We start from the raw sequence: 10,154 nt of genomic DNA, 5'->3' as shown, positions 1-10,154 counted from the left end.
GCGTCATTATGCGAAAATCTAAAAATTCCATTAAAAAAGTATTGCGTTTCGTTGTGGCGCAAAGCTATAGGGACTTTAACATGACAGCATAATTGCTTTTATGTAAATACAAAAAGCAGGTGGCTCATATAGTCACCTGCTCTTTTTATGTTCAAAATAATTATATTCTCATGGCTACTTCATAGGCTCTCCAGATAACGGAGCGAAGGTTGCCCACCTCTTTACAGTCGCCTACATAGTCCATATTGCTGGTTTTCTCATTCTCTTTTACCACAGGATTGGGGACGTATCCGATGGAACTGATGACACTGTCACAGTCTATCCTGAACTCATCTCCGTTTTTGTCCCTGCAGATGATATAGCCGTCCCAGACCTCGCTGAGGGCTGTCTCAAGATGAACCTCCACCTTGTTAAGCTCAAACCATTCTCTGAGATAGGAACTGTTGGCAAGGCATACGCCCTTCTGGGAAATAAGATCGTCCTTCATCTCTATGATGATGGGAGTCTTGCCCATAAGCGCCAGCTCGTAGGCTATCTCGCAGCCCGTAAGACCGCCGCCTATAACCGCTACTGTCCGGCCAACCTGCCTGCCCCTTAAGAAGTCACAGGCCTCGATCATCTTCTCCTGTCCGGGAGTATTTCCAAGGAACCTGGGCTTGGAGCCTGTGGCTATGATAATGTCACTTCTGCCAAACTGCCTTACATCTATAATGGGAGAATTGAGATGTATCTCTATTCCCAGTTCCTCCATCTGTCTGATATACCAGGCAAGAAGGTCTCTGAGCTTTCCCTTATAGGATTCTGCGCTGGCAGCTAAAAAGGTTCCTCCAAGTTCTCCGGTCTTCTCATATATAACAGGCTCATGGCCCCTGAGCTTCAGGACTCTGGCACATTCCATTCCGCCGATTCCGCCGCCGATGACAATGACCTTCTTGGGGTGCCTTGTCTTTTTGATATGGTGCTTATCCTTCTGCATGGTTTCGGCATTAACCGCGCACCTGGCAAGATGAAGGCTGTCAGAAAGCTTCTGGTCATTGGGAACGCCCTTGTAATGGCACATGTTAAAACAGCCGTTGTGGCACAGGATACAGGGTCTTATGTCCTCTTTTTTGTCTGACATAAGCTTGGTAACCCACTCCGGGTCAGCCAAAAACTGTCTTGCAAAGCCTGCACCGTCGATCTTACCCTCTGAAACGGCCTCTGCCGCCACAGCCGGGTCCATACGTCCTGCGCAGACCACGGGAATATCCACATATTTCCTGAGTTCTGATACATCGGCTAAGTTGCAGTTCTCAGGCATATAGATGGGAGGATGAGCCCAGTACCAGGCGTCATAGGTGCCGTTGTCGCAGTTGAGCATGTCATAGCCTGCTTCCTGGAGGTACCTGGCTGCCTTCTTGGACTCCTCAAAGTCTCTTCCCACTTCCTCATACTCTTCGCCGGGAAGAGCTCCCTGTCTGAAGCCCTTGGTCTTGGAAACCACGCTGTAACGAAGGGATACGGGGAAATCCTTACCGCACTTGGCCTTGATCTCTTTTACTATCTCTGCGGCGAAGCGGTATCTGTTCTCAAAGCTTCCGCCGTATTCGTCTGTTCTTTTGTTGACATATCCAAGAGTAAACTGATCCAGAAGATACCCCTCATGAACCGCGTGAACCTCCACGCCGTCTACTCCTGCTTCCTTAAGGAGCAAAGCCGTCTGGCCGAAGGCTCTGACAAACTCATGGATCTCCTCCACTGTCATCTCCCTGGAAGGAAGCTTGTCCGACCATCTGTTGGGAGAGGGACTTGCGGAAGCTGTTATCTTATCAAGATCCATCACGGGTTTGCTGACTACCCTTAGGAATTTGTTGTTGTAGAGCTTCTCCATCATGGGGCTTACGGTAAAGGATCTGCCAAAGCCTGCGGTGAGCTGCACAAAAAGCTTGGCCCCCGTAGCATGAAACTTGGGCATCCAATCCGCCAGATCCTTGTACATCTGCTTGTTCTTGTACAGCCACTGGCCGTACATGGGATTGTACACGGGCTGGCATCCCGGCAGGAGAAGTCCCGCATTGTTAGAAGCCACTTCCAGGATAAAATCCGCCCCCGCCTTGTCAAAATGATTCTTCTCCATCCATCCGAAAAGATCCGTTCCGCCCATGGAGGTTAAAACTATTCTGTTCTTTATCTCCACATTGCCGATTTTCCAAGGTGTAAAAAGAGGTTCCAAATTTTTATCCATAATTAAAATCAGGCTCCTAAAGCGTCATTGCTTTAATTTTTTAGAAGAAGCACTTCTGAACTGTGTCTCCGAAGTCCTTTTCCTTATAATTCCATACAGCGTGACCGATGTGATATTTGTCAAATACGCTGTGTATATCCTTAAACCATCTCTTGGCGGATTCTGTGTCGGCAAGCTCGATTACGCCGTACTCTCCGCAGTAAAGATTGACATTCTCTCTCTCGGCTGTCTCAACAGCGGGAACGAAGATTCTCTCAAAGTAAGAAGGTCCGATCTCGGTGATCTCTCCTCTGTTGATGGCATCAGCCAGATCCGGTGAAAGCTCTCTTGACTTATCTCTGTACTCATCAAGGCTTCCGGGATACTCAACCACCAGATCCTTGGGCATGTTCTCAACCCAGAAAGCTCTCTGGTGTGTAAAGATGAAGGGCTCATAGCAATGGAAGTTATAAACGATCTTGTCGTCTATGGGCTTTCCAAGAAGGGGTACGCTGGTTACGCTGTTGTAGCATACGCCGCCGATGATGATATAAGAAACGGGAGCATATTTTCTGATAGCCAGTGAGCACTTTCTGGAGATCTCGTTCCACTCCTCAACAACCTTAGGTGAAACTACCTCATTGAGAAGCTCAAAGGCAAGCATATCTGCGTCCCCGGAAAATCTCTCTGCGATGGTCTCCCAGGTCTTGTAGAAACGCTCCTGAAGATCCTTGTCATAGAAGAACTTCTCCTTGCTGGCCCCTGTATCAAGGGGATCAAAGGAATATCCATAGCACTTGTGAAGATCAAGGACCATGTTAAGACCGTTATTTCTGCACCACTTGATGCAGTTAGCAATATATTCGTAACCCTCATCGATAGGGGCGCCATCCTCCGTCTCGATGATCACATAATCAACAGGCACTCTGACATGATCAAAACCTGCCTTCTTGATCTTCTCGATATCCTCCTCGGTAATGAAGGTATCGAAGTGCTCCTTGCTGTCGTCATCATACTGCGACAACCATCCTCCAAGGTTTGCACCAAACATAAATCCATCAAATCTTTTCATTTTTTCCTCCAATTATTTCCACTCGTAAAACCTCATTACCCTTTATTTTATAGGATTGAAGCCGGTGCTTCAAGTGAATAATGCTTTAAAGGAGTAAAAAAGGGCATTCCCTCAATTAAGGAATGCCTTGATCTGCGAAAGGTTAGCCTCTGCCGCTTCTCGTCCAAGCTTGTAAACCCGCTCCAGCTGGGCCGGATCCTTCTCGATGGCGCCTATGTTAAGGGGCTCCTTTGGTCTTAAAACAAAAACCTCTCCGGTCTTTTCTCTCTCTCGGATGTAGCGCTTCTCATCATTGTACATGAGATGGCGGTCTGCCATGCACTTTATCATTCCCGGAGTCTTACGGTACATGCATTTAATAAGGGGCATATACTTCTGGGGCTGCTTCACATAATCCGCAGGCTGGGTCTCTATTACCAGAATCCTGTCAAAGCCTCTTCCTTCCATGAACTTAAGGGGTATGGAATCCGACATGCCGCCGTCCAGATACTTTTTGCCCTCTATCTCCACGGGCTTAGAAACCACCGGCATTGACGCGGAAGCCTGTATCCAAACGATATCCTTTTTCGCCCCGGTAAGGCACTTGTGGTATACCGCCTTGCCGGTCTCGATGTCTGTGGCAACGCAGTAGAATTCCATGGGATTTTTGGAAAAAGTATCTATGTCCCACTTATCCAGCTTGTAGGGAAGTTCGTTGTAGCAAAAATCCACGTTGTAGATGTCCCCGGTCTTTATCAGGGATGAAACACTGTGATAGCGCTTATCTGTGCAGTATTTTTTGTTGTATCTGAAGGCCCTTCCCGGCTGCACCGACTTGATGTTGCAGCCAAAGGTGGCTCCGGCGGACACTCCCACCGCTCCGTCAAAAGTTATTCCGTTCTCCATGAAGACGTCCAGAATTCCGCAGGTAAACATCCCCCGCATGGCACCGCCTTCCATTACCAGTCCTTTTTTCATTTCTCCAAATCCTTTTGTTTTATCTTAAGTCTTACCTTGTTCTCATACATATCGGCGTCGGCCCGCTCGAAAACTGAAGCCACGCTGGTATCGTTTTTAAAGAGGCTCACACCGGCAGCCACCACTACGCCGCCTTTTCTCATGCTCTCCTCGTTCTTTTCCTCCACCAGCTGCATGAGTTTGTTGATATTCGCAAAGCCTCTGCCCTGAACAATGACTACGAATTCATCTCCGCCCACTCTGAACACGGGACTGTGTCTGAAAACTCCGCAGATCATATCGCAGCCGTTTTTGATGTACTCATCTCCGGCGCTGTGCCCGTAGGTATCATTTATTTCCTTAAGTCCGTTGATGTCGCAGACAACCACGGCAAAGTCTGTTATCTTCTTTTCATCGATGAGCTTGTCCATCTGCTCCTCGATATCGATGTAGGCATGCCTGTTCTTTACTCCCGTAAGGGCATCCAGATTGGCCTCATTGCGGGCTGCGGAGAGATTCTTGGCATACTCCATGTCTCTTCTCATCTGATCGTCGATATTCAAAAGACCGATGACCAGCTCCCTGCCCCCTTTTGCCTTGACCATGGCAGCCTTGAGGCTGACATACTTGGGATCTCCGGAGACCATGACCCTGAAATTCATGGAGAATATCTTATTTTTCTCCACCCCTGCCAGGACTTTTTCTCTGGTAAAAGAGTCCATGAACTGATCCACATCCTCGATGAAGATGTTCTTTCTGCCGGACTCCCTGAAAACCTCAAAGAATCTGTCACCGGTGGAAGATATGCCAAGGCCCTTGAAGCGCTTGTTTTCCACATATTTGTAATAGCTGTCGGTCTCAGGATTAACTGTGTAAATAGCCACAATATCACCGGAAAGAGCAGCAACTCTGTTGTAGGTTATCTGCTCTTCCTTCAGGCGCTCAAAGGCTTCCTGCTGCTTCTTCTGGGCATCGATATTGCTGACGCCGATGACCATACCGTTTTTGCTACCCTTAGATCTGCCGGCCTTCATATGAACATAGGTGGGCCTGCCGTCCAGCTTCAGACGATAGGTATAGGTATAGCTTCCGGAGCTTTCGATGCGCCTTACCACATTCTCCTTTGTAAAGCTCTTCCGGAACTCCTCCAGATCCTCTTCAAAAATAACGTCTGCAGCATTTTTGTAGGACTTTGCAAAAAAGTCATCTCCTTTGGCTCCGGCAGACAATATATTGCCCCGGCCATCGGTGGCATACTCAACATATTCCTCGGAATCAAGGTCCACAAAGTAATAATATATATAGTCAGAAGAAAGAGACTGAGCCATTTCCGTAAAGGTAAGGTCGTACATGTTTACCTTGTCCTTGTCCTTGGCCCCATAGCGCTCTGCTTCCTCAGAGGTCTCAAATTCGATCTTCATGCCCTTTTTGAAGCACTCAAATACTTCTTCCATGGGAATGGGCTTGCTGTAGTAATAGCCCTGAAGTCTGGTGCAGCCGGCTTCCCTCAGGAACTCCGCCTGCTCTGCGGTCTCAACACCCTCAACCACCGTCTCTATGCCCAGGGCACCGGCCATTTTCAGGAGCTCGGAGAGAATGATCCTACCATCCTTTCCGTTATCGAACTCTCTCATGAACTCCATGTCAAATTTGATGGTGTCAAAATGGATCTTCTGAAGCAGTCCCGGTGAAGAATAGCCGCTGCCGAAATCGTCCATCCAGACTCTGAAGCCCAGTTCATGGAATCTGTCAACCTGCTCTTTTATAAAATCAATATCACTGGCAACCAGTGACTCTGTAATCTCTATTGTTATCTTGCCGGTATCTATCCCTGCCGTCTCCACAAGCTTTCTTATCTCTTCCACGATATCACAGGAGAAAAAGTCTGCCCTGGAGAGGTTCACTGACTGAGGCACCACGTAGAACCCATTTTCCTTCTGGAGTTTCATCTTGGCAAGGACCTGTTTCACTACGTAGAGATCCAGCTTGTAGATAAGCCTTGCATCCTCCAGAACCGGAATGAACTCATCGGGATATATCATGCCCTTCTCAGGGTCGAACCATCTGGCAAGGGCCTCCTCATCGGATACCTTTCCGTTGGCGCTGCGGATTATGGGCTGGTAAAAAATCCTGATCCAGCCGTTTTCTATCGCTTTGTCAATATTTTCAAGGACATACTGCCTTTTTTCCTCACGGCGGAGCATATCCATGTTAAAAAAGCTGATGCCTGACACGTAGCTGCTTCTTGTGGAGTCACAGGCCATCTTGGCTCTGTCACAGGCCACACTGGGTTCCACATGCTTATCCTGAACCTCGTACACGCCCACTCTTAAGGGGAGGGTTACGCCGCTATTCAGCTCTTTTAATTCCTTCATGATGGCAACAAGCTGATCTTCCATTCCCTTGCGGGCTGTGAAAACAGCGAAATGATCTCCACCGAACCTTCCGCAGTTCTCATTTGAAAAATGCCTTCTGAGGCTTCCTGCAACCTCTTTTATGAGCTTGTCTCCCTCAGAAAAACCGTATTTAAGGTTGAAATTCTTCATACCACTGAGGTCAAAGAATAAGACCACGGGCTCCTGGCCGCTAGCTATAAGCTTCTCCCTGCCGGCCTCCGCCAGCTCGAAAAAGTAAGTCATGCTGGGCAGGCCCGTCAGGTAATCGTAGTTGGTATTGTAGGCCTGAGTTCTCTCACGAAGTGCCTTGTCAAGGGATTGCTGAAGGTTATCAGCGTAGCTGTCCTCACTGTCCAGAAACGCACCTTCTTCTGAATAAACTACAACGGCGAGCCTGGTGTCGCCCTTATAAACGTGCTTGCCATGGGCCCTGTAGATTCTGTACTCACCGCCCTTCCTGGACCTGTAGATAACCTTGTATTCGCCGCCCTCTGTAGCAAACTTGTATGCTGCATCGGATATTCTGACCACGTCCTCGGGATGGGTATCCCGGTACATGTTGTTATCCATAAGGTCATAAGCTTCCTTTATATCCTGGATATCGAATAAGTCGCAGAAGCCTCTGGAAATGGCCACAGTTACAACCCTGCGGTCGATAAACTGATATACCGCCATGGGAATGCAGCTGTTCTCAATCAGATTTAGTTCAGTTTCGCTGTAGTGGTATTTGTCCATGTGAAGTCCCCAACTTGAACGCCGACGAACAATTGAATTGACATAATACTATTCTAGCGTTTTTGAGGATATTTTGCAAAAAATCAGGAATTTATATCATCTTTTCATTTAGTTTATGCCGAGTTAATTGTCTTTGGTCTGGCCATGAAATAAAATGAATATAAATACAATGTTATTGTAATTTAGCACATTTATGCACGAGGAAGTATTATGTGGAAAATAAACTACTCAATACCGACTCTTCTTGTACTTTGTATAATAGTTGCCTTCTATATTTCCCTTCCAAGGCTAAAAATCAGAAGGAACTTTGGATTTTTATGCATTATACTGGTTGAAAGTCTGGTTATGCTTTTCAATATCCTCTCCAGCTGGGTTGATAATAATTATCAGCTCTTTCCTTTGTGGTTTGTTCATGTGCTGAATGCCGGGTATTTTATATTCTTTTTCCTAAGCGGAGTAACCTACTTCTATTTCACTATTTGCCTGTATGACATCAAACCCCTGGATGACCCTGTGCATACCTGGATAGTAAGAGGTCCCTACGCATTAGCCATTATCCTTACGGTCCTCTCACCATTCTTCAGATTTATTTATTATTTTGATGAAAACGGCTATCATAACGGGCCGTTATATTTTCTTGTCTACGCAATCTTTACCTATTATCTTCTGCTCTCCTTCTACTGTATGTTCAAATTCAGGCACAAGCTGAAAAGAAGGCGTGAAAGACTTGCGATCTTTATCTATAATCTGTTCCTTGCGGCAGGACTTTTGGTTCGCTATCTTCTGCCGGATTACCTGTTCATGGACATTTTCTGCCTTATAGTCATCCTTATAATCTACCTGTCCTTTATGAATCCTGAGTTCTACCTGGAAACCAGGAACATAATATTCAACAGCAAGGCTTTTAAGGAATTCATTGACGAGCACAACGGGCGCCTCCACTATAGAATACTTGGTATAATTATTCATAATTACAATGAAATGCGGGATCTCTACGGAAGCCTTCAGATGGACCGGGCAATTTATTCAATAGGCAGATATCTAACAACAACTTATAAAAATCAGTACGTTTTCTACTATAAAAGTGGTCGTTTTATTATCCTCGGTGAGCAGGATATGGACTATTATCAGATGTCCTGGGAAATAAAGGAGCGCTTCAAGGAGCCCTGGAGAAATGAAGATGCGGAAATCTATCTGGAAGCAGGTTTTGCTACCATTGACCCGGGTCAGACCGTGGAGTCCGCAGATATAATCATGAGCTCTCTTATAGGAGCATTGGGAAAAGCAGATACTCTGGAAAATGGTTCTCAGGTACATGTCTCCTACATAGAACTCAAAAGCAATGAGCGGGAAGCAGCCATTAAAAGAGCCCTTACATACGCTATCAATCACGATCAGGTTGAGGTCTTTCTGCAGCCGCTTATCAGCTCAAAAACCGGTGAGCTTACCGGTGCTGAAGTCCTGGCCAGAATAAGAGATCAGGAGGGTCAGATCATCTCCCCTTCGCTCTTTATTCCTATTGCGGAGAAAAACGGCAAAATAAACAATATAGGTGAGCAGGTATTCGAAAAAACCTGCCAGCTTATTAAGGACGGCCTTTTAACAAAGCTGGGATTGTCTTTTATCAATGTAAACCTCTCCCCTTTGCAGTTTATGAGGTCCAACCTGGCGGAGAGATACAGTTCTCTTGCCAGAGATTACGGAATTGACCCGGAGAAGATTCACTTGGAGATCACAGAAGAATCCATGGTTGATGACGCTTTTCTCCAAAAACAGATTCAAAGCCTTGGAGATGAAGGCTTCAGTTTTGCACTGGATGACTACGGAAAAGGTTATTCCAATCTTTCCCGTCTCAAACAATGCCCTTTTTCCAACATCAAGCTGGATATGAGCATTGTCTGGGACTACTGTAAAGACCCTGATGAGTTCCTGCCCGCTATGATTCAGGCCTTCAAGCACATGAGCTTCAGCATCACTGCGGAAGGCATTGAAAGCGAAGATATGGCTGCGACCATGAAAAATATAGGCTGCGATTATCTTCAGGGATATCATTATTCTAAACCGCTTCCGGTAAATCAGTTCATTGAAAAATTTGGCATCTGATCCGCGAATTATCTGAGGGTGCTGTATCCGAAGCTGTTAACAAGGGCGTCGATAGGCACCCCCCGCTTGCAGAGCGGACAATCAGCAACATCATAGGATTCATAGCCGGGGATTTCTTCCGGATGGAAAACAGAAATAACAGGAAGACCCTCAACCTGTTTTACCGTGCTGAAAATAGCACAGGCGCCGGTGATAACGGCTCCGTAGTATCTCACGCCTTCAGCAAGGCTCTCAAGAGTACGTCCGGTGGTAAGGGATCCCAAAAGAAGAAGTGTATGCTTGCCGCGTAGCGCCAGCTGCAGATTGTCACGGAAAATGATCTGTCCGTTGGGCGCATACTCCGGTGCAAGTACATAGATAGTCTTGTGGGCATTACAGTTAAGAACTCCGGCCTTGGTGAGTTCCTCAGCAAGGTAGGTTCCGATAACCTCAGTTCCGTCGGCGCAGATGATGGTATCCACCGGCGTGGAAAGAGTGTAATGCATAGCCAGAATGTTGGCAACGCCATGGGCCTCATTGCAACGGGTCTTCAGCGTACCGATCTCCATATAATTGGTTACATGGGAATGGGTGGTGGCATAATGTCCCGGAATGATCTTAAGCGCTACATTTGAGTTCATTTGTGCAGGAATCTTTGTGTACTCATTTAACATGAACGTGTCCCCCTTATAAAATAGGTATGGGTTTTCTGCTAAATATATAATAACAC

Annotated in this window: 6 protein-coding genes; 1 reads left to right on the top strand and 5 read right to left on the bottom strand. The window is 46.6% G+C overall.

Annotated features, from left to right (window positions below; translation table 11 throughout):
• Positions 1–160 precede the first annotated feature (160 nt).
• The 4 genes from T359_RS0106610 to T359_RS21425 all read right to left on the bottom strand — a co-directional run bounded on the left by T359_RS0106610 (position 161) and on the right by T359_RS21425 (position 7,342).
• A complete protein-coding gene (locus T359_RS0106610) occupies positions 161–2,224 on the bottom strand; it encodes an oxidoreductase (protein ID WP_026516783.1) in 2,064 nt (687 codons plus the stop codon).
• Between the two features lie 40 nt (positions 2,225–2,264).
• Positions 2,265–3,275, bottom strand: a complete 1,011-nt coding sequence (locus T359_RS0106605) for a glycoside hydrolase family 5 protein (RefSeq protein ID WP_026516782.1) — start codon at positions 3,273–3,275, stop codon at positions 2,265–2,267.
• Between the two features lie 111 nt (positions 3,276–3,386).
• Positions 3,387–4,232, bottom strand: a complete 846-nt coding sequence (locus tag T359_RS0106600; RefSeq protein ID WP_026516781.1) for a patatin-like phospholipase family protein — start codon at positions 4,230–4,232, stop codon at positions 3,387–3,389.
• Positions 4,229–7,342 (bottom strand): EAL domain-containing protein, encoded by a 3,114-nt coding sequence (locus T359_RS21425; RefSeq protein WP_051545051.1) that lies wholly within the window; start codon positions 7,340–7,342, stop codon positions 4,229–4,231. The genes T359_RS0106600 and T359_RS21425 overlap by 4 nt, the downstream gene beginning before the upstream one ends.
• A gap of 210 nt (positions 7,343–7,552) precedes the next feature.
• Between T359_RS21425 and T359_RS0106590 the strand changes: the two genes are divergently transcribed.
• The gene (locus tag T359_RS0106590) at positions 7,553–9,445 is read left to right on the top strand and encodes an EAL domain-containing protein (RefSeq protein ID WP_026516780.1); all 1,893 of its coding nucleotides are present in this window, start codon (positions 7,553–7,555) and stop codon (positions 9,443–9,445) included.
• 8 nt (positions 9,446–9,453) lie between these two features.
• On the opposite strand, the gene T359_RS0106585 is transcribed toward T359_RS0106590, so the two are convergent.
• Positions 9,454–10,098: a hypothetical protein gene (locus T359_RS0106585; RefSeq protein ID WP_026516779.1), complete on the bottom strand. Its 645-nt coding sequence runs from the start codon at positions 10,096–10,098 to the stop codon at positions 9,454–9,456.
• Between the last annotated feature and the right edge of the window lie 56 nt (positions 10,099–10,154).

It is taken from the genome of Butyrivibrio sp. MC2021 (genome assembly GCF_000621605.1).
Taxonomy (GTDB): domain Bacteria; phylum Bacillota; class Clostridia; order Lachnospirales; family Lachnospiraceae; genus Butyrivibrio.
Note: the sequence above shows the minus strand (reverse complement) of the source record. Positions and strands in the feature narration are given on the sequence as shown.